The organism is Corallococcus praedator (assembly GCF_003612125.1).
GTDB classification, from domain to species: Bacteria; Myxococcota; Myxococcia; order Myxococcales; family Myxococcaceae; genus Corallococcus; species Corallococcus praedator.
Map to the genome: position 1 here is coordinate 1 of NZ_RAWI01001024.1, position 447 is coordinate 447.

The window sequence follows — 447 nt, forward strand, 5'->3', positions numbered from 1 at the left end:
CTAGAGGTACTGACCAACCGCACTCTCGCAGCCGTGCCAGCCATTCCCAAGACTGCCATCGTGGAGACAAACGACAAAAAGCAGGTTGTCTTTGTGCAGAACGGCAACGCGTTTCAAGCTACTGAAGTCACGCTTGGTAAAGAATCCGGTAACTTCGTGGAGGTTAAAAGCGGGCTGTTCGACGGCGATATGATTGTTACCCAACGTGCCACTCAGCTCTATGCCCAATCCTTGCGCGGGGGAACCAAACCGGAAGCAGGCGGGGAGGAGGGGGAGAACAAAGCCCCAACAGCGGCAAATCAGAATGGGGCGTTACCCTGGTGGCTTATTGTTCCAATCGGAGGTGCGATCGCGGCTGGCACCTTCTGGGCTGGCACTTTCTGGGCAAGCCGTCGAACTCGAAAAGGGTTCGTTCCGGTCGGTGATGGAGCTGGTTACGATTTGGAC

Annotated in this window: 1 protein-coding gene; it reads left to right on the forward strand. The window is 55.9% G+C overall.

The features are described from left to right. Positions 1 to 447, forward strand: a 447-nt coding sequence (locus tag D7Y13_RS46395) for a permuted SH3 domain-containing protein (RefSeq protein ID WP_500683205.1), incomplete at both ends; no start/stop codon positions are given.